The organism is Acidimicrobiales bacterium (assembly GCA_016794585.1).
Lineage (GTDB): Bacteria > Actinomycetota > Acidimicrobiia > Acidimicrobiales > DATDAH01 > JAEUJM01.
On the sequence record JAEUJM010000001.1, the window covers coordinates 85,474 to 108,947 of the forward strand.

Annotated in this window: 22 protein-coding genes and 1 tRNA gene; 12 read left to right on the forward strand and 11 right to left on the reverse strand. The window is 72.4% G+C overall.

Annotation, left to right across the window (positions count from 1 at the left end; genetic code table 11):
- Positions 1-31: 31 nt before the first annotated feature.
- Both JNK12_00345 and JNK12_00350 read right to left on the reverse strand, forming a co-directional pair.
- A complete protein-coding gene (locus tag JNK12_00345; protein MBL8774339.1) occupies positions 32-1,339 on the reverse strand; it encodes a DUF445 domain-containing protein in 1,308 nt (435 codons plus the stop codon).
- Between the two features lie 40 nt (positions 1,340-1,379).
- Positions 1,380-2,000, reverse strand: a complete 621-nt coding sequence (locus tag JNK12_00350) for a DUF1269 domain-containing protein (GenBank protein MBL8774340.1) — start codon at positions 1,998-2,000, stop codon at positions 1,380-1,382.
- A 25-nt stretch (positions 2,001-2,025) separates the two neighbouring features.
- On the opposite strand from JNK12_00350, the gene JNK12_00355 reads away from it, so the two are divergent.
- From JNK12_00355 to hisG, 5 genes are all read left to right on the forward strand, one after another.
- Positions 2,026-2,331 (forward strand): phosphoribosyl-ATP diphosphatase, encoded by a 306-nt coding sequence (locus JNK12_00355; GenBank protein MBL8774341.1) that lies wholly within the window; start codon positions 2,026-2,028, stop codon positions 2,329-2,331.
- An 80-nt stretch (positions 2,332-2,411) separates the two neighbouring features.
- A tRNA-His gene (locus tag JNK12_00360) sits at positions 2,412-2,485 on the forward strand.
- Positions 2,486-2,535: 50 nt separating this feature from the next.
- The gene (locus tag JNK12_00365) at positions 2,536-4,017 is read left to right on the forward strand and encodes a histidine--tRNA ligase (protein MBL8774342.1); all 1,482 of its coding nucleotides are present in this window, start codon (positions 2,536-2,538) and stop codon (positions 4,015-4,017) included.
- A gap of 2 nt (positions 4,018-4,019) precedes the next feature.
- Positions 4,020-5,246, forward strand: a complete 1,227-nt coding sequence (locus JNK12_00370; protein MBL8774343.1) for an ATP phosphoribosyltransferase regulatory subunit — start codon at positions 4,020-4,022, stop codon at positions 5,244-5,246.
- Complete coding sequence (gene hisG / locus JNK12_00375) at positions 5,243-6,235, forward strand: ATP phosphoribosyltransferase (protein ID MBL8774344.1); 993 nt, start codon at positions 5,243-5,245, stop codon at positions 6,233-6,235. Before JNK12_00370 ends, hisG begins: the two co-directional genes overlap by 4 nt.
- 45 nt (positions 6,236-6,280) lie before the next feature.
- On the opposite strand, the gene JNK12_00380 is transcribed toward hisG, so the two are convergent.
- Genes JNK12_00380 through JNK12_00390 form a run of 3 tightly spaced genes read right to left on the reverse strand, consistent with a single transcriptional unit; the run spans position 6,281 to position 9,398 of the window.
- On the reverse strand, positions 6,281-6,712 hold the full coding sequence (locus JNK12_00380; GenBank protein MBL8774345.1) for a universal stress protein: 432 nt from the start codon (positions 6,710-6,712) through the stop codon (positions 6,281-6,283).
- A gap of 9 nt (positions 6,713-6,721) precedes the next feature.
- Entirely contained in the window at positions 6,722-7,465 is a 744-nt protein-coding gene (locus JNK12_00385) for a DJ-1/PfpI family protein (GenBank protein ID MBL8774346.1), read from the reverse strand.
- A gap of 40 nt (positions 7,466-7,505) precedes the next feature.
- Positions 7,506-9,398 (reverse strand): VCBS repeat-containing protein, encoded by a 1,893-nt coding sequence (locus JNK12_00390; protein MBL8774347.1) that lies wholly within the window; start codon positions 9,396-9,398, stop codon positions 7,506-7,508.
- Positions 9,399-9,511: 113 nt separating this feature from the next.
- Between JNK12_00390 and JNK12_00395 the strand changes: the two genes are divergently transcribed.
- The gene (locus tag JNK12_00395; protein ID MBL8774348.1) at positions 9,512-10,735 is read left to right on the forward strand and encodes an NADH:flavin oxidoreductase; all 1,224 of its coding nucleotides are present in this window, start codon (positions 9,512-9,514) and stop codon (positions 10,733-10,735) included.
- Positions 10,736-10,753: 18 nt separating this feature from the next.
- On the opposite strand, the gene JNK12_00400 is transcribed toward JNK12_00395, so the two are convergent.
- A complete protein-coding gene (locus JNK12_00400) occupies positions 10,754-12,439 on the reverse strand; it encodes an acyl-CoA synthetase (GenBank protein MBL8774349.1) in 1,686 nt (561 codons plus the stop codon).
- 99 nt (positions 12,440-12,538) lie between these two features.
- Between JNK12_00400 and JNK12_00405 the strand changes: the two genes are divergently transcribed.
- Genes JNK12_00405 through JNK12_00420 form a run of 4 tightly spaced genes read left to right on the forward strand, consistent with a single transcriptional unit; the run spans position 12,539 to position 16,333 of the window.
- Positions 12,539-13,978, forward strand: coding sequence for an aldehyde dehydrogenase (locus tag JNK12_00405; protein MBL8774350.1), 1,440 nt, complete (start codon positions 12,539-12,541; stop codon positions 13,976-13,978).
- A gap of 11 nt (positions 13,979-13,989) precedes the next feature.
- The gene (locus JNK12_00410; GenBank protein ID MBL8774351.1) at positions 13,990-14,529 is read left to right on the forward strand and encodes a nitroreductase family deazaflavin-dependent oxidoreductase; all 540 of its coding nucleotides are present in this window, start codon (positions 13,990-13,992) and stop codon (positions 14,527-14,529) included.
- Between the two features lie 49 nt (positions 14,530-14,578).
- Entirely contained in the window at positions 14,579-15,364 is a 786-nt protein-coding gene (locus JNK12_00415; GenBank protein ID MBL8774352.1) for an enoyl-CoA hydratase/isomerase family protein, read from the forward strand.
- Between the two features lie 12 nt (positions 15,365-15,376).
- Positions 15,377-16,333, forward strand: a complete 957-nt coding sequence (locus JNK12_00420; GenBank protein MBL8774353.1) for an SDR family oxidoreductase — start codon at positions 15,377-15,379, stop codon at positions 16,331-16,333.
- Between the two features lie 11 nt (positions 16,334-16,344).
- Here JNK12_00420 and JNK12_00425 read toward each other — a convergent pair whose 3' ends face one another.
- From JNK12_00425 to JNK12_00440, 4 genes are all read right to left on the reverse strand, one after another.
- Positions 16,345-16,977 carry a DUF2071 domain-containing protein gene (locus JNK12_00425; protein ID MBL8774354.1) on the reverse strand — a complete coding sequence of 211 codons (633 nt, stop codon included), beginning with the start codon at positions 16,975-16,977 and terminating at the stop codon, positions 16,345-16,347.
- 4 nt (positions 16,978-16,981) lie between these two features.
- On the reverse strand, positions 16,982-18,058 hold the full coding sequence (locus JNK12_00430) for an LLM class flavin-dependent oxidoreductase (GenBank protein MBL8774355.1): 1,077 nt from the start codon (positions 18,056-18,058) through the stop codon (positions 16,982-16,984).
- Positions 18,059-18,185: 127 nt separating this feature from the next.
- Positions 18,186-19,004, reverse strand: a complete 819-nt coding sequence (locus JNK12_00435) for an enoyl-CoA hydratase/isomerase family protein (GenBank protein ID MBL8774356.1) — start codon at positions 19,002-19,004, stop codon at positions 18,186-18,188.
- Positions 19,005-19,032: 28 nt separating this feature from the next.
- A complete protein-coding gene (locus tag JNK12_00440) occupies positions 19,033-19,509 on the reverse strand; it encodes a hypothetical protein (GenBank protein ID MBL8774357.1) in 477 nt (158 codons plus the stop codon).
- 154 nt (positions 19,510-19,663) lie between these two features.
- Between JNK12_00440 and JNK12_00445 the strand changes: the two genes are divergently transcribed.
- Together JNK12_00445 and JNK12_00450 are read left to right on the forward strand one after the other, a co-directional pair.
- Positions 19,664-22,153 carry a hypothetical protein gene (locus tag JNK12_00445; GenBank protein MBL8774358.1) on the forward strand — a complete coding sequence of 830 codons (2,490 nt, stop codon included), beginning with the start codon at positions 19,664-19,666 and terminating at the stop codon, positions 22,151-22,153.
- Positions 22,150-22,626, forward strand: a complete 477-nt coding sequence (locus tag JNK12_00450; GenBank protein MBL8774359.1) for an SRPBCC family protein — start codon at positions 22,150-22,152, stop codon at positions 22,624-22,626. The genes JNK12_00445 and JNK12_00450 overlap by 4 nt, the downstream gene beginning before the upstream one ends.
- A gap of 10 nt (positions 22,627-22,636) precedes the next feature.
- On the opposite strand, the gene JNK12_00455 is transcribed toward JNK12_00450, so the two are convergent.
- Complete coding sequence (locus JNK12_00455) at positions 22,637-23,443, reverse strand: enoyl-CoA hydratase (protein ID MBL8774360.1); 807 nt, start codon at positions 23,441-23,443, stop codon at positions 22,637-22,639.
- Between the last annotated feature and the right edge of the window lie 31 nt (positions 23,444-23,474).

A 23,474-nucleotide genomic window follows, 5' to 3' on the forward strand; every position in this document is an offset into this window, starting at 1 on the left:
CGAGGCTAGGCCACACCCCACCCCACCCCGCTCAGGCGAGGACCTGCGCCACGGTGTGCAGGACGAGGCCGGCGAGGGCGCCGACGACCGTCCCGTTGATGCGGATGAACTGGAGGTCGGGGCCGAGGAGCAGTTCGAGGCGCTCGGCGGTCTCCTCGGCGTCCCAGCGGGCGATGGTGCCGCTGACGAGGCCGACGATCTCGCCGTGGAAGTGCTCGACGAGGTAGGCCGCGGCGGTGGCGACGGCGTCGTCGAGGCGGGCGGCGAGCTCGGGGTCGGTGTCGAGGCGCTCACCGGTGGCGATCACCACGTCGGTGAGGCGCCGGCGCAGGTCGGAGTCGGGGTCCTCGGCCTGCGTGCGCAGCTGGGTCTTGGCGTCCTGCCACAGCGCTGCCACCCACTCGCTCACCTGGGGCTGGGCCAGCAGCTCGGCCTTCAGCTCCTCGCCCCGCAGGCGGTACGCCTCGTCGTGCTGGAGGTCGTCGGCCAGCTTCGCCAGCCGCTCCTCGAAGCGCTGGCGCAGGTGGTGGCCCTCGTCCACGAGCATGGCGCCGAGCAGGGTGTGGGCACCCTCCATGAGGCGCTCGAAGAGGCGGTCCTCGGCGGCGCCGGGCAGCCACCACGGCGACTTGGTGCCGAGCTGCGCCCGCAGATCGTCCCCGTTCTCGGCGAGGTAGCGGTCGAGCTCGCGGATCCCGACCGACAGGGCCTGCTGGTGGCGGCCGTCGCGGATCATGAAGTCGAGGGCGCGCCCCGCCATCGGCGCGACGGGGACGGTCTCGAGGCGGTCCCGGACCACGCCCTGGAGCACCCGGTGCACGTCCTCGTCTCGCACGAGGTCGCTCACCTGCACGGCGCCGTCCATCGCCTCCGCGGCGACCCGGGCGGCGTTGTCCGGGTCCCGCAGCCAGCCCGCCACCCGCACGCCGACGTTGGCGGCCCGGATGCGCTCGGTCACCGCTTCGGGGGTGAGGAACGCGTCCTGGATGAACTCGCCGAGGGTCTCGGCGAACTGGTCCTTCTTGGCCACGATGATGGCCGTGTGGGGGATCGGGATCCCCAGCGGGTGGCGGAACAGGGCGGTGACCGCGAACCAGTCGGCCAGGCCACCGACCATGGCCGCCTCGGCGGTGGCCTGCACGTAGCCGGCGGCGGTGGAGTCGCCGCCCCAGACCGTGACCGCCAGGAAGATCGCGGTGGCCAGGCCGAGCAGGGCCGTGGCGCGCCGCTTCATCACCGCGAGGCGGCGCTTGCGCTCGGCCTGCGCGGTCACGGCCGGGAGGGCCGGCCCCGGAGGCCGGGGAGGCGGCGCCGGGGGCGCGGTGGTGGGCGCGGTCATCGCAGGTGTCTACCCCGGTCGGCTCGCCGGCGTCGGCCCGTCAGTCGCCGAGGGCGTCCTTGATGCGCTCGACGGTGCCCTCGTCGAGGTTCGCGTAGACGAGCTCGGCGCCGGCGAAGCGCTCGACCTCGACCACCAGGGCATCAGGGTCGAGGTCCTCGACCAGCAGGGCCACGATGGTGCGCCCCGGCTCCACGGCCTGCTTGAACCAGCCCACCCACTCGTCGGGGATGCCGAGGTCCACGAGCTTGGCCGTGACCGCCCCGGTCCCGGCCCCGAGGGCCAGGCCGGCGGCCCACCCGACCGGGCCCCCGAGGATCAGGCCGAACAGGCCCGCCCACAGCGCCGCGGAGAACGCCGTGCGCCCGGGGGAGAGGTCCATGGTCTCGGTGACGTGGGTGCGCCCCTCGGGCGTCTTGGCCACCACGACGGCGTCTTTCAGGGTGAAGCCGTGGTGGGCGGCGAGGCCCTGGGCGGCGGTGAAGAACTCCTGGGCCCGGAAGGTGTCGTCGAAGGAGATGCCCACGAGCGTGGGCGCCACACCGTCCTCCTCGTCGGTGTCCGACAGGGCGAGGCCGATCCCGGGCCCTGCGGGTGGCTCGCGGTCGGCGTCGTCGTCGGGCACGGGCGCGGTGTCGGCGTCTGACTCGGGGCGGTCCACGGGGTCCAGCCTAAGGTGCAGGGCGATGTCCCCCGCCGACGCGACCGACGCCGCCGACGAGTCCTTCGAGGCCCACTTCCGGCTGCTGCTCGAGCGGGCCGCGGCCCGTCCCGAGGGTTCGTCCACCGTCGCCGCCCTCGACGCGGGCGTCCACGAGATCGGCAAGAAGGTGCTCGAGGAGGCCGGCGAGGTGTGGCTCGCGGCCGAGCAGGGCGGGCGTGACGACCTCGCCGAGGAGATGAGCCAGCTCGTCTACTGGCTCCAGGTGCTCATGGTCCACGCCGGCATCGGCCCCGACGAGGTGATCGGCTACCTGTACCGCCCCCGCTGACCCTCCTCCGGTCGCGCCTATCCAGTTGCGCGAGGGGGAGGGGACCGGTACACACTCTTGTGCGCCTTCCGGGCGCGCACGCTGCCGTAGCTCAGTTGGCCAGAGCGCCTGGTTGTGGACCAGGAGGTCATGGGTTCAAGCCCCATCGGCAGTACTGACGGCCCACGCGACACGTACGTCGCCGGCAGACGGAGCCTCGCCCACGTGTCCACCGATCGCCCCAGCGCCCGCCTCCCGAGCGGTTTCGCCGACGCGCGGGCGGACGACGTCCTGGCCCGCCAGGCCCTCATCGAGCAGGTCGTGGGCGTCTACCGCCTCCACGGCTTCGAGGCCCTCGAGACGCCGGCCATCGAGTACCTCGACGCGCTGGGCAAGCACCTGCCCGACGAGGACGCGCCCGACGAGGGCGTGTTCGCGCTCCGGGACGACGACGAGCAGTGGATCGCCCTCCGCTACGACCTCACCGCGCCCCTCGCCCGGTTCGTGGCCCAGGCGGGCCAGCACCTCGTCCGCCCCTTCCGCCGCTACCAGGTCGGCCCGGTGTGGCGTCGGGAGAAGCCGGGCCCGGGGCGCTTCCGCCAGTTCTACCAGTGCGACTTCGACACCGTTGGCAGCGCCTCGGTGGGCGTCGACGCCGAGGTCTGCGCCGTGCTGGCCGCTGCCCTCGAGGCCATCGGCATCGACCGCGGCGACTACATCGTGCGGGTCAACGACCGGCGCGTCCTGACCGGCGTCCTGCACGAGGCCGGCATCAGCGACGCCCGGGCCCAGCTCACCGTCCTGCGGGCGGTCGACAAGCTCGACCGCCTCGGCCTCGACGCCGTCGCCGAGCTGCTCGGCGAGGGCCGGACCGACGCCTCGGGCGACCGCACCCAGGGCGCCGGCCTCGACCCCGCCCAGGTCGACGCCGTCCTCGGGTTCGTCCGCGCCGGCGGCGGCACCCGCGCCGACGTGATCGGCCGACTCGGCGAGCTGGTGGGCGGCGACGAGGTGGGCCGGGCCGGCGTCGACGAGCTCGCCCGCATGGCCGAGCTGCTCGACGCCAGCGGCCTCGGCGACGACCGGGTGGTGTTCGACCCCACCGTCGTGCGCGGCCTCGCCTACTACACCGGTCCGGTGTTCGAGGCCGAGCTCACCGCCGAGATCGTCGACGAGAAGGGCCGCAAGCGCAGCTTCGGCTCGGTCGCCGGCGGCGGGCGCTACGACGACCTCGTCGAACGCTTCACGGGCGAGCGGGTACCGGCGTGCGGGGCCAGTATCGGCGTCGACCGCCTCCTGGCCGCCCTCCGGGCGCTGCACGGCGAGCAGGCCGCCCCCCGGGGCCCCGTCGTCGTCACCGTGATGGACCGCGACCGCCTCGGCGCCTACCAGGCCATGGTCGCCGAGCTGAGGGCGGCCGGCATCGCCGCCGAGCTCTACCCGGATGAGCGCTCGTTCAAGGCGCAGATGAAGTACGCCGACCGTCGCCGGTCGCCCGTCGCCGTCATCGCCGGCGGCCAGGAGTTCGAGGCCGGCGAGGTGCAGGTGAAGGACCTCGTCCTCGGCGAGGAGCTGGCCAAGGGCATCGCCGACCGCGACGAGTGGCGCACCGGGCAGCCCGCCCAGCGCTCGGTGCCCCGTGCCGACCTCGTGGCCACCGTGGCCGAGATCCTCGGCCGCCCCGCTCCCGGCGGGCAGGGGAGCTGACCATGGCCGACACGCAGCCCGTCTCGGGCGCCTTCGACCTCGCCGAGGAGCAGGCCGTCCGGGCCGAGGCGCTCGCCGAGGCCTCCCGGGCCTGGTTCCGCTCGCAGGGCTACGGCCCGGTGAAGCCGCCCATCCTCGAGCGCGCCGCGCCCTTCCTCGACCGCCTCGGCGAGGAGATCCGCAGCCGCATGTACATCTTCGCCGACCCGGGCGGCCACGAGGTCTGCCTTCGGCCCGAGATGACCATCCCCACGGCGCGTCTCTACGCCGACAGCATCCACGAGCGCGGTGGCCCGTTCCGCTGCTACTACGTCGGCAGCGTCTTCCGCTTCGACTGGCCCCGCGAAGGGCGGTACCGCCAGTTCACCCAGACCGGCGCCGAGTTCTTCGGAGGCGTCGATGCCGCCGACGCCGATGCCGAGGTGCTGGCCCTGGCCCACGGGCTGCTGGGGTCCTACGGCCTGTCCGACCTGCAGGTGCAAGTGGGTGACGTGTCCTTCTTCGCCGCCCTGCTCGGCGACGAGCGTCTGGCCCCGGCGTGGCGCGTGCGCCTGGCGCGGGCGGCGCCGGACTTCGCCACCCTCGAGCGCGAGCTGGCCCAGGACGCCGAGCGTCGGGCCGCCACCCCGGTTGCCGCGGACACGTCCACCGCACCGAGCCCCGCCGCCGGCAGTGAGATCGGCGACCTGCTCGACCAGACGCCGGCCGCCCAGCGTGACGCGCTGCTCGGCCACGTCCTCACCACGGTCGGCCCCGAGCACTTCGGGGTGCGCACGCCCGAGCAGATCGCCCGACGCCTGCTCAACCGGGCCGAGGCCCGCGGTCCCATCGAGCCCGCCATCGCCGGCGCCCTCACGGCGCTCCTCGCCATCGACCTGCCTCTGCACGAGGGCCTCGCCGAGGTGCGCCGCATCGCCGACGAGGCCGGGTCGGCCGCGCTGGCGGCCGCCGCCGACGGGTGGGATCGCCGGGTCGCGCTGCTGGCCGAGCGTGGTGTCGACCCCGCCGGCGTCCGCCTCCGCCCCCGCATGGGCCGCGGCATCCACTACTACACCGGCTTCGTGTTCGAGATCCACGACGGCACCGGTTCCGCCGAGAGCCAGCTGTGCGGCGGCGGGCGCTACGACGACCTCGTCGAGTCCGTGGGCGGCACCGAGCCCGTCCCCGCGGTCGGCTTCTCCCTCGGCCTCGAGCGGGTCCAGCTCCGGTTGGGCCAGGAGGCACCGTGACCGCGTCCGACACGCTCGTCCTGACCGTCGTGGCGAAGGGCTCGCTGCACGACGGCACCCTCGACCTGCTCGACCGGTGCTTCCTCCCCATCAAGCGTGGCGGCCGGTCGTACGCGGCACGCATGCCGGGGCTGCCCGCGGTCGAGGTGCTGCTGTCGCGGGCCGACGAGATCCCCGAGCTGATCGCGTCCGGGCAGGCCCACGCCGGCATCACGGGCCTGGACCTGGTGAGCGAGGCCAACGGCGAGCCCGGCACGCGACCCCGTGTCAGCGTCGTCATCGAGGACCTGCGCTTCGGCCGGGCCGACCTCGTGCTCGGCGTGCCCGCGGTGTGGCTGGACGTCGCCACCCTCGACGACCTCATCGAGGTGGCCTCCGACATCCGCCACGACCACGGTCGGGTGCTGCGGGTGGCCACCAAGTTCCCCAACCTCACGCGGGCCTACTTCGCCCGGGCAGGCTTCACCGACTTCCGCATCGTCCCGTCCCTCGGCGCCACCGAGGGGGCGCCCAAGGCGGGCACCGCCGACGTGATCGTGGACCTCACCTCCACGGGGACCACCCTCGACGCCAACGGTCTGAAGCAGATCGACGGCGGGCGCGCCCTGCGGTCACAAGCGTGCCTGGTGGGTGCCGGCGATCCGACGGTGTGGACCCCGGGACGGCGCCAGGCCTTCACCCAGGTGATCGACCTGATCGAGTCCGCCCTCGCCGCCGACGAGACCCGGGTCGTGCGGGCCCACTTCGCCGACGCCCCCGAGGGCGCGCCGGTGCGAGCGGCCCTCGACTCGGTCCTCCTCGACCACGCCTGGATCGAGGCCGATCACGGCACCGAGCTCGACGGGCACCTCGCGGTCACCGACGTGCACGAGGTGCTGCGCCTCCTCCGGGCCCACGGCGCCGAGAACGCGGTCATCGAGGCCGTCGACCTGATGGTGCGTCCCACGCACCACTACGCCGAGGCCTTCTTCAACTCCCTCGAAGGCTGAGCGCCCCGCCGGTTCAGCCGGCGGTCTCCACCGGCACGACCGGCCTCAGCTCGTGGCGCGGACCACGACCACGGGCACGGGGCTGTGGTGGACGACGTGCTGGCTCACCGAGCCCAACAGGAGCTCCTTGACGCCGCCCAGGCCCCGGGCGCCGACGACGACGAGGTCGGCGGCCTTCGCGGCCTCGAGGATGGCGTGGGTGGGGAGCTCGCAGGCAGCGTCGAGGCGGACCTCGACGCCGGCGAGCTCGGGGTCCTCCCCCTGCACGCCCTCGACGATGGCGGCCAGTGCGGCGTCGGCGGCGGCCTGGTCGAACGCCGGGTCGAACTCGCGCCCGGTCAGCGCCGCCTGGTCGAGGAAGCTCCACGCCCCGACCACCGTGACCGGGTCCTCGCGCAGCGCGCCTTCACGGAGCGCCCACAGCAACGCCTGGCGGGCAGGCTCGGAGGCGTCGACCCCGACCACGATCAGTCCCATGCGCTCACCTTACGAGTCGAGCAGGGCGGCGAAGCGCTCGGCGAAGAGGTAGGCGTCGCCGGGCCAGCGGGCAGAGACGTACCGGCCGTCCTCGACGACGAAGGCGGCCCGGTGGTCCTCACGGGTGCCGCGACGCGAGAGCGTGCGTGGACCCCGCTCGAACTGGCCGTCGGGGTCGTCGAGGGCGGCGCGCACCTCGTCCTCCACGTAGGCCGGGTACGTGCGGTAGTAGCGACCCCGGCGCCAGGCGGTGGCGAGGAACGCGGTCCGCTCGAGGTACTTCGGGAGGCAGGTGGTGCGCCGGTCCGCCAAGAGGCTCCGGCCGTTCTCGTCGGTGGCGCGGGCGAGGACCAGCACGCCGTGGCAGATGGCGGCCACCGGACGCTCGAGCGCCCAGAACTCCGCCACGCGGAGCTGGAGCACCGGCGAGCCCAGGTACTGGCGCATCCGGGGGGCGTGGCCACCCGGGAGGAGCAGCGCGTCGTAGTCGGCGACGTCGAGGTCGATCCAGGCCTCGGTGGCCCGAAACGCAGGGGAGGCGGCCAGCTCCCGGTAGAAGGCCTTCGGTTCGGGGTCAGCGCCGAGCTGCCCGAAGACGACGCCGTCGAGCAGCAGCGGGTCGGCCTCGGGGACGACGCCGGCCCGCTCGGTGGCGAACACCACCTCGTGCCCGGCCTCGGTCAGGAGCTTCCACGGCACGGCCACCTCGGTCACGTCGACGTCGTGGTCGGGGACGGGCACCAGCACGCGCACGTCGCCGACCGTACCGGCCGGCCGCCCGGCTGAGGGTCGGTCAGAAGCGCCAGAGGCGGTCGCGGCGCTCCGGGTCGCCGTGGAAGATGATGTCGTCGCGGCCGTTGCCGTCGAAGTCGCCGCTGCGGGCGATGCCGAACGATCCGCCCATGTTCACTCCGGAGCCGAGGAACCCGCCGTTGGCGGTGCCCAGCCAGAAGGCGTCGCGGGCGTCGCCGCGGCCGTACCAGAAGATGTCCGTGCGCTGGTCGCCGTTGTAGTCCCCCGGCACGGCGACGGCGTCGTGATCGATGTCCACGGAGCGGGCGGAGAACCGGTTGCCGCTCTCGCCCCGCCACAGGGTGTCTCGGGCGCCGCCCGGGCCGTACCAGAAGATGTCGTCCCGGCCATCGCCGTTGAAGTCGCCGGCGAACGGCTGGTACGTGCCGTTGGCACGCTCGGTGCGGCCCACGAAGCGCCCGTAGATCGTGCCGTACCAGACGGGGTCCGAAGGGGCGCCGGCCCGGTACCAGAAGATGTCGTCGGACCGATCGCCGTTGAAGTCGCCCACGATCGGCCAGTAGTCGCCGTTGACGGTCACGTCGAGGTTGCGGAACGACCGGTTCGGCGTGCCCAGCCAGATGTGGTCCCGGGCGGTACCGGGCCCGTACCAGAAGATGTCGTCACGGCAGTCGCCGTTGAAGTCGCCGGTGAACACCCGGTAGTCGCCGCCGACGTTGCGGAGGTTGTCCGAGAAGCGGCCACCGCCGGCGGAGAACCAGATGTGGTCCGTCTCCCCGCCCGGGCGGTACCAGAGGATGTCGTCACGCCCGTCGCCGTCGAAGTCACCCGTGTTGGTTCGGTCCCACGCCGGGTTCACGTCGATGCCCTGCACGTAGCGGCTCGAGGGCGAGAAGCGCGGCGCGTGGAAGACCCGCGACCAGTAGCTCACCCTGCCGGCGCCGCCGTCGCGGGTGAGGCTGAAGTGCACGTGATCGGTGTGGGGCGACGCCCCGGAGTACGGCGACCACCCCCGGTCGGTGTCGTACATGCGGAACATCTGGCGGTTCCAGATGATGTACATGACCCCGAGGCGACGGGCGTTGGCGAACGTGTTGCAGTTGTTGTCGGTGGCGAAGAGGAAGTCGAACAGCGACTGCACCCGAGCCCGGTCGGAGGCGCGGCCGGCGTTCATCGCCCAGTCCCACGCCCGGCCCTCCTTGTGCTCGCTCGTCCCGCCGATGTTGCACGCCCGCCCCACGCCGAGGCTGCCGCCGCCGTAGTTGGCCTGTACGAGGCGCCGGAACGCAGCCATCCCGGGCTTCTCGCTCGTGCTGCACGTGGACTGGCCGTCGTAGTCGGGGAAGGGCTCGATGCCGCCGTTGAACGGGGGAGCGGTGGCGCCCTCGGTCGTGGCGTTCGGGCCTTCGCCGGTGACCGTGAACGTCCGCTTCGTGTACGTGACCGGGTCGGGCTCGTCCTCCTCGCTCGGGTAGGCGCACACCGCCTTGATCCGGTACGGGTCGACCGGCGTGCCGGCCGGCACGGTGAGCGTGCCCTCCCAACGGCCGTCGTCGCCGACCTCGATCGTGGCGTCGGCGAACACGGCGCCGTCGTGGACGAGGGTCACCACCACGCCGTCGCCGGGCTCGTCGGTGCCGGGCAAGAGGCAGTCGGCGCCTGAGACCTCGATGGCGGTGCCGGTGACGCCCTCGGCCGGGCTGCTGGAGAACCCCGGCCCGGCCTCGGGTGCGGCCTGCGCCTCGGGGACGGCCTGGGCCTCCGGGTCCTGAGTCTCCGGGTCCTGGGTCTCCGGGTCCGCTTGGCCCGTCACGGCGCCGGCGGGGATCAGCGGGACGGAGGCGGCCAGCAGCAACACCAGCAGGGGCAGGGCGACGGTGCTCGCTGAGGGGCCGAACCGCCCCCGGCGGGTCCGCCCCTCGATCGTGCGCACGGTGTGGGTCCTCCTCGGAGGTCGGCCGGTGCCCGCGGTCCGCCCCGTGTCCGGACGCAGGTCGACTGCGCCCGCGGGTGGCCCGTCACTACCCCGTCCGCGGAGGAGGAAGAATGGGAGTCCGCAATTCCTTCCCTCGAAGCGAGGCCCCCGTGGATCCCAGCACCGCTCCCGACCCGTTCGGCCCCGCGTCCCTCGGCCCCCTGCGGCTGCGCAACCGCATCGTCAAGGCCGCCACCTTCGAGGGCATGACCTTCGACCACGTGGTGTCCGACCGCCTCGTCGAGTTCCACCGCGCGATGGCCGCCGGTGGCGTGGCCATGACCACGGTCGCCTACTGCGCGGTGTCGCCGGAGGGCTGCGGCACCCCGAACGAGATCATCTTGAGCCCGGAGGCGGTCCCCGGGCTCCAGCGCCTCGCCGACGCCGTGCACGACGAGGGCGCCGCCGTGTCGGCGCAGCTCGGCCACGCCGGTGCGGTCGCCGCCGGCGCCGGCTACCAGGGCCTCTCGCCCTCGGCGATGTTCAGCCCGCTGGCCATGCGCCGGACGCGGGCGGTGTCGGCCGAGGACATCGACCGCATCACCGGGGACTTCGCCGCTGCCGCTCGCATCGTGGTCGACGGGGGCTTCGACGCCATCGAGATCCACCTCGGCCACGGCTACCTGCCGAGCGAGTTCCTCAGCCCCAAGCTCAACAAGCGCACCGACCAGTGGGGTGGGTCACTCGAGAACCGGGCCCGGTTCCCGCGCTCGATCGTGGCTGCGGTACGCGAGGCGGTCGGCGACCAGGTGGCGGTGCTGGCCAAGGTGAACATGGCCGACGGCGTCCCCGGCGGGTTCTGGCTCGACGAGAGCGTGCCCTTCGCCCGCCTGCTCGAGGCCGACGGCCACCTCGACGCCATCGAGCTCACCGGTGGGAGCTCGCTCCAGAACCCCATGTACCTGTTCCGGGGTGAGGCGCCCGTGCGGGAGATGGCGCGGTCGATGCCGAAGTTCGTGCGGCCCGCGTTCAAGGTGCTCGGGGGGCGCTTTCTGCCCTCGTACCCGTACGAGGAGGCCTACTTCCTGCCCTACGCCCGCCAGTTCCGCGACGCCCTCGACCTGCCCCTCGTCCTGCTCGGCGGCATCAGTCGCCGCGACACGCTGGACACCGCGATGGCCGAGGGCTTCGAGTTCGTGGCCATGGGTCGGGCCCTGCTGCGCGAGCCCGACCTCGTCAACAAGATGGCGGCCGGCGAGTCCGCGGAGTCGCTGTGCGTGCACTGCAACAAGTGCATGCCCACGATCTACCGCGGCACCCACTGCGTGCTCGTCCCCGAGGGCGAGCGCGCCTGAGCCCGCAGCCTCCGACGATCAGTCGGCGATGGGGGTCTCCTGGGCGGTCTGCTTGGCCCAGCGGTAGTCGGCCTTGCCGCTGGGGGACCGGGTGATGGTCTCGACGAGGTGCAGCTCGCGGGGGACCTTGTAGCCGGCCACCTTCGTGCGGCAGTGGTCGGCCAGATCGGCCAGCTTCGGCGTCGTCCCCGGGCGGGGGGCGACGACCGCGGTGACCCGCTCGCCGAAGCGCTCGTCGGGGACGCCCACCACCACGGCGTCGAAGACCTCGGGGTGGCTCTTCAGGGCGGCCTCGACCTCCTCGGGGAAGATCTTCTCGCCGCCGGAGTTGATGGACACCGAGCCGCGGCCGAACAGCGTGATGGTGCCGTTCTCCTCGACGGTGGCCCAGTCGCCGGGCAGCACCCAGCGCACGCCGTGCCGGTCCAGCTTGAAGGTCTCGGCGGTCTTGGCCTCGGCCTTGTAGTAGCCGAGTGGGATGTGGCCGGTGCGGGCCAGGAGGCCCTTCACGCCGGACCCGGGCACGACAGGGTCGAGGTGCTCGTCGAGCACGTTGGTGTTCTCGGTGACCGCGAACTGGGGGTGGCCCTCTTCCGAGGCGCCGACGGCGGAGCCCTGGGCGCCCGTCTCGGACGCCCCGAAGGCGTCGCTGATGACCAGGCTGGGCAGCACCTCGAGGAGCTGCTGCTTGACGCCGGCGGACAGGATGGCGCCGCCCGAGCCGAGGGCGAAGAAGTTGGACAGGTCGTAGTCGTCGCGGTTGGCGACCAGCTCCTCGACGAGGGGGCGGGCCATGGCGTCGCCCACGACGGTCATGGTCATGACCTTCTCGTCGCACACGGCCCGCCAGATGGCGGCCGGGTCGAACTTGCGGGTGGACGGGAGCACCATCGCACTGCCCGAGTGCAGGCAGATGAAGGTGACCCACTGGGCGGCGCCGTGCATGAGGGGCGCGGCCGTGGCCATCGTGAGGGTGCCGCCGGCGTTCTTCACGCGCTCGGCGAGGTCCTCGGGGGTCTCGGGCCGGTCCACGATGCCCATGGCCGAGCCGTCCATGGCCGCGAAGAAGATGTCCTCCTGGCGCCACATCACGCCCTTGGGCATGCCGGTGGTGCCGCCGGTGTAGAGCACGTAGAGGTCGTCGCCCGAGCGCTCGGCGAAGTCGCGCTCGGTGCTCTGCTCGGCGAGGGCGGCCTCGTACTCGGCCACCGGGTGCTCGGGGGTGTCCAGGCCGCTGACGTCGACGTCGGTGCCGTCCTCGACGTAGAGGAAGCTCTTGACCCCGGGGACCCGGTGGGTGACCGCGTCGATGGTGGGGGCGAACTCGCGGTGGTGGACGACCGACACCAGGTCGGCGTCGTCGAACAGGTAGACGAGCTCGTCCTCGACGTAGCGGTAGTTGACGTTGACGGGGACGGCCCGGATCTTCCAGGCGGCGAGCATGGCCTCGACGTACTCGGTGCCGTTGTGGAGGTAGAGGCCGATGTGGTCGCCCACCCCCACGCCGCGGGCCTGGAGCGCGTGGGCCAGCTGCGTGGCTCGGTCGTCGAGCTCCCGGTAGGTGATGCGGCGGCCGTCGGTGATGAGCGCCATGTTGTCGGGGACGGTGTCGGCGACGACTTCGATGGTGTCGGCGAAGGTGAAGGGGCGGGCCATGGGTCCGTGCAGCTCCTGGAGGTCTCGTCGGCTGCGACACTTTGCCACGGGGCGCCCCGCCCGACCCATTGGGACGCGGCGGCCGTGCGCCACGCGTCCCGAGGCCTCGGTAGAGTCCACTGGAACCTGTTCTACGGAGGAGCACCCATGGATACCCGCGACGTTCTCTACATCGGTGGCGAGTGGGTCGCCCCCGCCAGCACCAAGACCTTCACGGTGGTCAACCCGGCGACCCAGGAGGTCGTGGCGACGGTCCCCGAGGGCACCGAGGCCGACATGGACCGCGCCGTCGCGGCCGCCCGTGAGGCCTTCGACAACGGGCCGTGGCCCAAGACCTCCGCCAAGGAGCGGGCCGAGATGCTGCGGGCGCTGTCCCAGGGCATCCAGGGCCGCATGGGCGAGTTCGCCGAGACCATCACCAAGGAGAACGGCGCCCCCGCCACCTTCTCGCTGATGGGCCAGGTGCTCGCCGCCACCATGGTGCTCGACGGCTTCGCCAACGCCACCGAGTCGTTCCCCTTCGTCGAGGAGCGCCAGGGCATGATGGGCCAGGTCCTCGTGAACAAGGCGCCCGTCGGGGTCGCCGCCGGGATCATCCCGTGGAACGTCCCGCTGTTCATCGCCACCATGAAGCTGGGCGCGGCGCTGGCGTCGGGCTCCACCATGGTCCTCAAGCCCGCCCCCGAGACCCCCTGGGACAGCTACCTGCTGGCCGAGGTCCTCGAGTCGATCGACCTCCCGCCGGGTGTGGTGAACATCGTCGCCGCCGGCCGTGAGGCGGGCGAGCACCTCGTGCGCCACCCGGGCGTCGACAAGGTGAGCTTCACCGGCAGCACCGCCGCCGGTCGCAAGGTCGGCGCCATCTGCGGCGAGCAGCTCAAGCGCTGCACCCTCGAGCTGGGCGGCAAGTCCGCGGCGGTCATCCTCGACGACGCCGACCTCGATGCCGCCATCCCCGAGCTGATGCCGGCTGCGATGATGAACAACGGGCAGGCCTGCGTGGCCCAGACCCGCGTCCTCGCCCCCCGCAGCCGCTACGACGAGGTGGTCGACGCGCTGGCCGCCGCCGTGGGCGCCCAGAAGATCGGCGACCCCGCCGACCCCGAGGTCGAGATCGGCCCGCTCGTGGCCGAGCGCCAGCGCGAGCGCGTCGAGGGCTACCTCGAGGCCGGTCGCAAGGAAGGCGCCCGCGTGGTCGTGGGTGGCGGTCGTCCCGACGGCCTCGAGGGCGGCTGGTTCGTCGAGCCCACCGTGTTCGCCGACGTCACCAACACCATGACCATCGCCCGGGAGGAGATCTTCGGCCCGGTCGTCTCGGTCATCGCCTACGACGACGAGGCCGACGCCGTGCGTATCGCCAACGAGTCCGAGTACGGCCTGTCCGGCTCGGTGTGGACCGCCGACCGCGAGCGCGGCATCAACGTGGCCAAGGGTGTGCGCACTGGCACCTACGGCGTGAACACCGGCGTGGTCATCGACCTCCACAGCCCCTTCGGCGGCTTCAAGGCCTCCGGCGTCGGCCGCGAGCTCGGCCCCGAGGGCATCGAGGAGTTCACCGAGATCCAGACCATCGTGCTGGGCGGCTGAGCCCACCACCCATGAGCGACGCGACCGGCCCTGGGGGGCCACAAGGACCCCAGGGCTGGTTCGCCCGCTCGATGTCGAAGCTGTCGTCGACGCGGGCCTTCGCCAAGGTGGCGCCGCCCATCGTCACCAACCTCGACCGGGCCGCGTACAAGGTCAGCGGTGGCCGGTGGGTGCTGACGGGCAACAAGAAGGTGCTGCCCATCCTCATGCTCATCACCACGGGCGCCGTCTCGGGCGAGGAGCGGCGGGTGCCGCTCGCCACCATCCCCGACGGCGACGTCCTCTACCTGGTGGGCAGCAACTTCGGCCGCGAGAAGCACCCGGCCTGGACGGGCAACCTCATCAAGACGCCCCGGGCCACGGTCACCTACGAGAAGGAGACCTTCCCGGTCACCGCCACCCTGCTCGACGCCGACGAGAAGGCCGAGGTCTGGCCCAAGCTGCTCGCCCTCTGGCCGAACTACGACGGCTACCAGGAGCGCAGCGGCCGCGACATCCGCGTCTTCCGCCTCGAGCGCGACGAGGGCGACGAAAGCGCCGGAACGGTGTGAGCGCGGTGCTGCGGTAGGTTCGCCCGGGACCAGAGGGAGGGGCGCCGACGTGGCGAACGAGCGAGTGCACCTGGAGATCGACGGCTCGGTGGCCGTCATCACCAACGACAACCCGGACAAGCACAACGCGTTCGACGACGAGATGGACCTCGCGCTGTTCGAGATCCTGGCCGAGCTGCGGGGGCGGGGCCCCGAGGTGCGCGCCGTCGTCTGGCGGGGCGAGGGCAAGTCGTTCTCGTCGGGCCGCGACGTCGGCTCGATCGGCAACCTCAAGGTGGACATGCCCCACACCGAGCTGATGCGTCGCGGTCACCGCGGCATCCAGCAGCTGTGGGAGCTCGACGCGCCGGTCATCGTCGCCTGCAAGGGCTGGGTCATGGGCGGCTCATTCCAGCGGGCGCTGCTCTGCGACCTGCGCTTCGCCGCCGAGGGCACCCGCTTCCGGCTCCCCGAGCTGACCCACGGCGTCATCCCCGACACCGGAGGCATGGCGGTGCTGCACCAGATGTGCGGGCCCGGCGTGGTGAGCGACCTCGTCCTCACGGGTCGGGTGATGGACGCCGAGGAGGCGCTCTCGCACGGCGTCGTCAGCCGGGTGGTGCCCGCTGAGGGCCTCGACGAGGTGTGCCTCGAGGCCGCCCACCAGGTGGCCAAGGCGCCGCTGCTCACCGTGCGCCTCGCCCGCGACGTGCTGCGCCACCTGACCGTGCCCGAGGTGAAGTCGTCGATGGCCGACGAGGCCGTCTACCAGACCATGATCAACCGCAGCGACGACTTCGCCGAGTTCCGTGCCGCCCACGCCGAGGGCCGCGAGCCCCGCTACCAGGGAAGCTGAGGAGGCTCGAAGATGGGTGACGTTGCGGAGCGGAGCGGAGCAGCGGGGGAGTCGGGCGCCGGATCCCGAAGGGGCGCCGACGAAGGAGGCGCGAGGCAAGCGGGATTGCCGGCGCCGCCGGCGGTGGGCGCCACCGCGCTGGTGCCGGGCACCTTCGACGGGGTGTGCGTCTTCGTCACCGGCGGCGGCACCGGCCTGGGCAAGGCCATCGCCGGCGAGTTCGCCCGACTGGGCGCCTCGATCGTGGTGGCGAGTCGCAAGCCCGAGCACCTCGACGCCGCGGTCGAGGCCATCGAGGCCATCGGCGCCCCGGTCGTCACCACCGCCTGCGACATCCGCGACGCCGACGCGGTGGCGGCGGCCTTCGACGCCGCCACCGAGGCCTTCGGCATGCCCCAGGTGCTCATCAACAACGCCGCCGCCAACTTCCCGGTCCCGGCCGAGGACATGTCGCCCAACGCCTGGCGCACCGTGGTGGACATCACCCTCAACGGCACCTTCCTGTGTGCCCGCGAGTTCGGCCGGCGCCACCTCGCCGCCGGCACGCCGGGGTCGATCGTCAACATCGCCGCGTCCTACGCATGGACGGGCGGGCCCGGCTTCGCCCACTCCGCCGCGGCCAAGGCGGGCGTGGTCAACCTCACCGAGACGCTGGCGGTCGAGTGGGGCCCCTACGGCATCCAGGTGAACGCGCTCGTGCCCGGTCTGTTCCCCCACGAGGACATGACCGCCGACATCACCGGCAGCCTCGACCGTACCCACGACAAGGACGTGTGCCAGCCGGCGCTGCGGGTGGGCCAGCGCCAGGAGCTCGGGTGGGCGGCCACGTTCCTGGCCTCGCCCTACGCCCGCTTCATCAGCGGCCACACCCTGGTGGTCGACGGCGCCAACTGGCAGCGCCGCACGCTGACCAACCCGCCCGTGGTCACCGTCCGCGACCAGATGGGCCTCGACCCCTTCACCGGCTGACCAGCGGCGCCTCAGATGGGCGCCGGCGGGAGGTGGATGGTGATGTCGGTGTCGGGGTGGCGGAACGCGGACTGCGGCCGCTGGCCGGCGGTCACGAGGCCGAGCGCCTCGAAGGTCGCCACGCCGGCGCACCCGGCCCGCCCCGGGACCACGGCGTCGTCGGCGAACGCCACCGAGAAGCGCCGGACCCCTCGCCGCCCCAGGAACCATCCGACGGTGGCCGAGGCCACTTCGGGCGCCGGCGGCGGGGCGCCCTCGGGGCAGGCGACCACGGCGAGGTCGATGCCCTCCGCGGCGACCCGCACCTGGCCGGCGGCGTCCTCGTCGATGGCCACCGTGCCGCGCTCCCAGGGCATCCCCCAGACCCGGCGGGGGAGCGTGGCGAAGGCGCTGTCCTGGACCGTGCGCAGGAACCAGACGCCCCGCGTCTCGCCGACGCGGACGTAGGCCCGGAGGTGCACTTGGTCGCCGGACAGGCGGGGGTGCGGGATCCCGTCGAGGCCCAAGCCCACGTAGCGGTAGGCCACGGCGCTCACGAGGGGCAGGTCGACGACCACCCCCGGGGGCAGGAGGGCGGCGAGGACGGTCGGGTCGGCGTCGAAGGTCACCACCGCGAAGTGCTCGAGGCGCGCGGTGGCGAGCACGGGCTCAGCCCGGCCCGGCTCCGGCGGCCGCCCCGGCCGGTGCGTCGACGGTCGATCGGCCTGCGGCGGCCAGCCCGGCCGCTTCGGCCAGCAGGGTGACGGAGCGCTCGCGATCCTCGGGGGAGGCGAGCATGGTGGAGATCATCAGCTCCTGGACCCCGGTGCGGCGGACGAGCTCGGCCAGTCCCTCGACGACCACCTCGGGGGTGCCCACGACGTGCGACGAGGTCCAGGCCTTGATGGCCTCGCTCTCGTTCGGCGTGTACTGGTACGCGGCGGCATCCTCGGGTCGGGGGTAGCGGCCCGGTCGCCCCTGGCGGAGGCGGAGGAACGCCAGCCCGCCGGGCGCCGCCAGCCAACGGGCCTGCTCGGTGGTCTCGGCACACACCGTCGAGACCCCCAGCACGACGTAGGGCTCGGGGCAGTCGTCGGAAGGGTCGAAGGCCGAGCGGTAGGCGTGGAGCGCGCTCTCGAGGCCTGCGGGGGCGAAGTGGTAGGCGAAGGAGAAGGGCAGGCCGAGGCGCCCCGCCAGCGTCGCGCTGAAGTCGCTCGAGCCCAGGAGCCAGATGGCGGGCCGGTAGCCACGTGCGGGCGTCGCTTCGATCTTCGAGAACGGGTGGTCGGCCGGGATGGTGCCGTCGAAGTAGCCGACCAGCTCGGCCAGCTGGGAGGGGAACTCGTCGGGCCCGTCGAGGCGCTGGCGGCGGATGGCGTGGGCGGTCACCTGGTCCGTGCCCGGGGCGCGCCCGAGGCCGAGGTCGATGCGACCCGGGTGCAGCGCCTCGAGCATGCCGAACTGCTCGGCCACCACGAGCGGGGCGTGGTTGGGCAGCATCACCCCGCCGGAGCCCAGGCGGATGGTGGAGGTGGCGCTGGCCACGTGGGCCAACAGCACCGCCGGCGCCGAACTGGCGATGCCCGGCATGCCGTGGTGCTCGGCCACCCAGTAGCGCTGGTAGCCGAGGGCCTCGACGGCCCGAGCGAAGCCGGCGGCGGCGTTGAGGGCGTCCGCCGGCGTCGTGCCCTCCCCGACGGGGGCGAGGTCGAGCACGGACAGAGGCACACCGAGTCGGTTCATCAGCGGTACAAACGCCTCGACCGCTCGTTGTCTTCCGACGAAGCTCGTTCTGGCCGCGACCATCTGTTGTCACGGAAGAGATCTCGCGGCCAGAAGCGGGGCTCGGGGGTCAGGGGGCGGGGCTCGGGGGTCAGGGGGCGATGTCCGAGGCGTGGCGGGCGGTGTCGACGGGGTGGGCGGCGTCGACGGTGGCGAAGTCGGCTGGGCGCCGCTCGGCCATGGCCGTGAAGGCCTCGATGTTGGCGGGCTGGCCGAGCAGGCGGATGAAGGCCTGGTCCTCGCGGGCGCGGGCGGCGACGAGGCCGTCGCTCAGGCCCGCGGTGATGGTGCGCTTGGTCTCGATGAGCGAGGCGATGGGCTTCGCGGCGAGCACCTTGGCCCGGGCGAGGGTCTCGTCCATCAGGTCGTCGGGCGCGCAGACCTTCCAGGCCAGGCCCATGGCGAGGCACTCCTCGGCGCTGAACCACTCCGAGCTCATCAGCATCCAGGAGGCGTCCTGGCGGCCCAGCAGGAGCGGGAAGGTGAAGCTGCTGGCCGCCTCCGGCGCCACCGCGAGATCGGTGAACGGGCAGCGCACCCGGGCCTCGGTGGACATGAACACGAGGTCGGCGTAGCCGAGGATGGTGGCGCCGATGCCCAGCGCCAGGCCGTTGACCGCGCACACCAGGGGCTTGGGGAACGCCACGAGCTGGTCGACGAGGCCCGGGAAGCCGTGGCCCTCGCCCGAGTCCTCGCCCGACGCGAGCGAGGACATCTCGGTGATGTCGGTCCCGGTGGAGAAGGCCCGCCCGGTCCCGGTGATGACCACGACGGCCACCGCGGGGTCGGCCGCGGCGTCGGCGAGTGCTGTTGCGGTGGCGTTGTAGAGCGCGTCGTTGAAGGCGTTCAGCTTGTCGGGGCGGTCGAGGGTGAGGGTCCGCACCCGTGCGTCATCGTCGATCCGGATCATGCCCCCAGCATGACCCGCCGGGCCCGGCTCAGCCGGCGACGGTGGTGGGAGCGCTGATCTGGCAGTCCGAGAGCTCGCTGCTGGCGCTGCTCACGAGGCCATCGACGGCCTGCACCAGGTCGGTGATGTCCGCGCCCAGCGCCGAGACGGTGTCGCTCACGCCGGCACCGCTGCCGAGGTCGCTGACCGAGGACTCGAGGGCGTCGAGTGCCTGCGTCACGGCGTCGACGTCGCTGCTCAATGCCTCACCGGCCACGTCGCCGAGCTCCTGCGCCGCCGACTCGACGTCGGAGAGGGCGGCGTCGATGGCGTCCTCGCCGCCGCTCAGGGTGTCGGTGCTGATGAGGGTGGCGACCGAGTCGGCGAGGCCCTGCACCGCGTCGCAGGTGCTGGGCGCCGTCGTGGTGGTGGCGTCGGCGGACTCGCCGGACGACGAGCAACCGGCGAGGGCGAGTGCGCCCACCAGGGCGATGGCGGCGACGGGCTTCCAGCTGGGGGTGCGCACGGGAGGGTCCTCCGACGGGGTGTGGGCGGCGGGTTGCACCCTACCCACGGGCTCCGGCCGCCCCTTCACGCCCCGGGCCGCTGGTCGAGGGCCCGGCTGCCCGGCCGGTCGGGCCGACTGGAAGCCCCCCATGCGCCCTCCTAGGCTCGCCCGGTTGTCTTCCACCACTGAAACCCCCGAACCCGCGCCGGTCCACATCGACGCCGACCCCGACGACTACGCCGTCCGGGACGCGGGGGACAAGCGCACGTACTACTTCGAGATCTTCGTGATCTCGATGGCCGGGCTGCTCATCGAGATCTCGTACACCCGGATCATCTCGTACAAGCTCTTCTACTACTGGGTGTACCTGGTCATCGGCCTGGCCCTGCTCGGCATCGGCTCGGGCAGCGTCTTCGTCACCATCTCGAAGCGCCTGCGCCACTCGGCCACGCGGCCCATCATCATGTGGGGCTCGCTGGCCGCTGCGCTCAGCGTCGGTGCCGGCTACGTGGTGCTGGCCCGCACCCCCATCGACACGCTGAAGATCTGGGACTACGGCACCCGGGCGTCGATCCAGAACCTGGGCGCTCTCGTGCTCATCTCGTTCTGCCTCTTCGCCTCCTTCGTGGCCATCGGCATCATGATCGCCACCCTGTTCGGCCGGCGCAGCGAGCGGATCGGCCGCCTCTACTTCGCCGACCTCGTCGGCGCCGGCCTCGCCTGCCTGGTCGTGGTGTTCCTCATCAGCACCATCGGCCCGCCCTCGGTGGTGTGCCTCGCCGGCGTGCTGCTGGCGGTCGTGGGGCTTCGCCTGGCGTGGAGGTCCTCGAAGGCTGCGCTCGGGGGCGGCGCCGTGCTCGCCCTCGTGCTCGGCGCCGGCGTGGTGGCGCCCAGCCTGCTGCCCACCCTGGCCCTCGACGGCGTGAAGGAGGACGTCTCCGGCAAGGAGAACGTCTACTCGGCCTGGAGCCCGGTGTTCCGGGTCGACGCCGTCCAGGTGACCGACGAGACCAAGCTGCTCTACCACGACGGCCTGCCGGGCTCGGCCATCTACCGCTACGACGGTGACCCGACCGGGCTCACCCGGTTCGACTCCGATCCGCGGTCGCTGCCGTTCGCCGTGGCCGGCGAGTCCCCCGACGACGTGATGATCATCGGCGCCGCCGGCGGCAACGAGATCCTGGCCTCGCTGTACTACGACACCGGCCACATCGACGCCATCGAGCTGAACCCGGTCACCTACGACCTCGTGGCCAACCGCTTCGCCGACTACGCCGGCAACATCGCCGACGATCCCCGGGTCAACTACGTCAACGGCGACGGCCGCTCGTTCCTGGCCCGTAGCGACGACACCTTCGACATCGTGTGGTTCCCGGCGCCCGACAGCTACGCCGCCACCAACGCCGCGAGCTCGGGGGCCTTCGTGCTCTCCGAGAGCTACCTGTACACGCAGGAGGCCATCGAGGACAGCCTCGACCACCTGGGCGGCGACGGCATCCTCGCCGCGCAGTTCGGCGAGTTCGACTACGAGAACAAGCCCAACCGCACCACCCGCTACGTGGCGACGGCCCGCCAGGCCCTGGCCGACCGCGGCATCGAGGACCCCTCCGAGCACATCCTGGTGGCCACCACCCCGGCGGTCGGCTTCGGCACCCAGCTCTCCACCATCCTCGTGAAGGAGGAGCCCTTCACCGAGGAGCAGATCGAGGCCTTCACCACCGGCCTCGAGCCCATCGAGGGCTCGACCCTGCGCTACGCCCCGGGCCAGCCCGTCGAGGGCGAGCCCGTCAGCGACCTCGTCACGGCCTCGGACGAAGAGCTCGACGCGTTCTTCGAGGAGTACCCCTTCGAGGTGCACGCCATCACCGACGACGGCCCCTTCTTCTGGCACTTCACCACCTTCGGCGAGGTGGCGGGCGACTTCGGCCGGTCCGTCGTGGCCGACGACCTCGAGGTGGCCATCGGCGAGCGGGTGCTCATCCTGTTGCTCCTCGTGGCCACCGGCTTCGCCGCCGTGTTCCTCCTGCTGCCGTTCGTGGCCATCCGAGACATCTTCGTGGCGCTGCCCCAGAAGGGCCGCTCGGCGGTCTACTTCGCCTGTCTCGGCTTCGGCTTCCTGTTCTTCGAGATCACGCTCATCCAGAAGCTGACCCTCTTCCTCGGGTACCCCACCTACTCGCTGACGGTGACGCTGGCCTCGATCCTGCTCTTCACCGGCGTCGGGGCCCTCCTCAGTGGGCGGTTCAAGGACCGGCCCCACCGGGCCATCCCCGTGCTCCTCGGCGCCATCATCGCCCTGACGCTCTTCTACGCCTTCGGCCTCCAGCCGCTCACCGACGCCCTGCTGACCGCGCCGCTGTTCGTGCGCATCGCCGTTGCCTTCCTCGTGCTGGCCCCGCTGGGCATCTGTCTCGGCGCCTTCATGCCCCTCGGCCTCGGCGCCGTGGCCGCCAAGACGGACCACCCCTCCGAGTACGTGGCCTGGGGCTGGGCCGTCAACGGCTTCGCCTCGGTGGTCGGCTCGGTGCTCACCACCATGTTGGCCATGACCTTCGGCTTCCAGACCGTGCTCTTCGTGGCCCTGGGCGTCTACTGCGTGGCGCTGCTGGCCCTGCGTGGCCTCGTCGGCCCCGACCGGTCGACCGCTAGCGTGTCGTCGTGACCGACGCCGCCCCGAACCCCGATGTGATCTCCGTCGAGCGGGAGATCGCCGCCCCCGCCGAGGCCATCTTCGCCCTCCTCGCCGATGCCACCCGCCACAAGGACATCGACGGGTCGGGCACCGTGGTCGAGGCCAAGGGCGAGCCCGAGCCCCTCACCCTGGGCTCCACTTTCGGCATGTCCATGAAGATGGGGGTGCCGTACTCGATGGTCTCCACGGTCATCGAGTTCGAACCGAACCGCCGCATCGCCTGGCAGACCCGGGGTCCGGGCAAGATCGGCGGCCACGTCGGCGGTCGCATCTGGCGCTACGAGCTCGAGCCCACCGACGGGGGCACCCTCGTGCGCGAGAGCTGGGACATCAGCCAGGAGTCGGCCTTCACCAAGCCGGTCGTGAAGCTGTTCGCCTCCAAGGAGACGGGCAAGAACATCGCCAAGACCCTCGAGCGCATCGAGCAGGCCGTCACCGCCTGAGGCTCGCCTCTCAGTCGTTGTAGACCGGGTCGCGGCCTTCCTTGCGGCTGCGGATGTACTCGTCGAGGTTCTGGGTGGTGAGGCGCACGAGGAGTTGGTTGCGGTTCTCCATGTCGATGGCCGCCTCCAGGCTGCCGACCTCGAGCGCCGACCACAGAACCTTCTTGGTCATGGCCACGCCGTGGGTCGAGAAGCCGCAGATGCGCTCGGCCAGCTCGTAGGTCACGTCGAGCAGCTCGTCGTCGGGCACCGTGCGCGCGACCAGCCCGATGCGCTCGGCCTCCTCGGCGTGGACGTCGCGACCCGACAGGCAGATCTCGAAGGCCCTGGCGGACCCGATGGCGCGGGTGAGGGTGTAGCTCAGGCCGAGCTCGACCGCTCCGAGGCCGTTGTTGATGCCCGCCGCGCGCCAGTAGGCGGATTCGGCGGCGAGGCGGATGTCGGCGCCCAGCGACAGGCACATGCCGCCGCCGATGGCCGGGCCGTTGACCGCGGCGATGACCGGCTGGGGCAGGGCCCGCATGATCGGGATCAGGTCGCTGAAGTGCTCCATGGCCCGGATGGCCAGACGAGACAGCGGGAGGCCGTCGGTCCCCGGCGGGATGCCGGCGTCCTCGAGGTCGAGGCCCGAGCAGAAGCCGGCGCCGGCGCCCGTGAGGATCACGACCCAGGTGTCGTGGTCCTCGCCCGCCTCACGGAGGGCGTCGCGCAGCGGCGTGACGGTGTCGAACGACATGGCGTTCATCCGATCGGGCCGGTTCAGGGTGAGCTGGCGCACGTGCGGGCGCGGCTCGGACACCTCGAGGAAGCTCGTCATGGAGCCGGACGCTATCCGCCCATCCCGACCG